A 223-nucleotide genomic window follows, 5' to 3' on the forward strand; every position below is an offset into this window, starting at 1 on the left:
CATTTATGTCCGGTTCGGGCCGGGTACCGGCGGTATCGGATCAATCCTCGTCGAGCGCGGCATACCCGGGTTCACCATCGGAAAACCCTCCTCTTTTATGAGCGGCGAGGAATGGTCGCAGCTCTACTTCGAAAATTGTCGTGTTCCTGCTGAGAACGTCCTGCTCGGGCCCGGCGGGTTCAAGAAGCAGCTTGCGGGCTTCAACGTGGAACGATTGGGGAAC

At 58.3% G+C, this 223-nt stretch carries 1 pseudogene; it reads left to right on the forward strand.

Going from position 1 to position 223, the window contains the following annotated elements:
* A pseudogene (locus tag E4K09_RS05955) lies at window positions 1–223 on the forward strand (acyl-CoA dehydrogenase family protein); the annotation flags it as partial.

Origin of the sequence: Microvirga pakistanensis (assembly GCF_004458765.1) — a bacterium.
GTDB classification, from domain to species: domain Bacteria; phylum Pseudomonadota; class Alphaproteobacteria; order Rhizobiales; family Beijerinckiaceae; genus Microvirga; species Microvirga pakistanensis.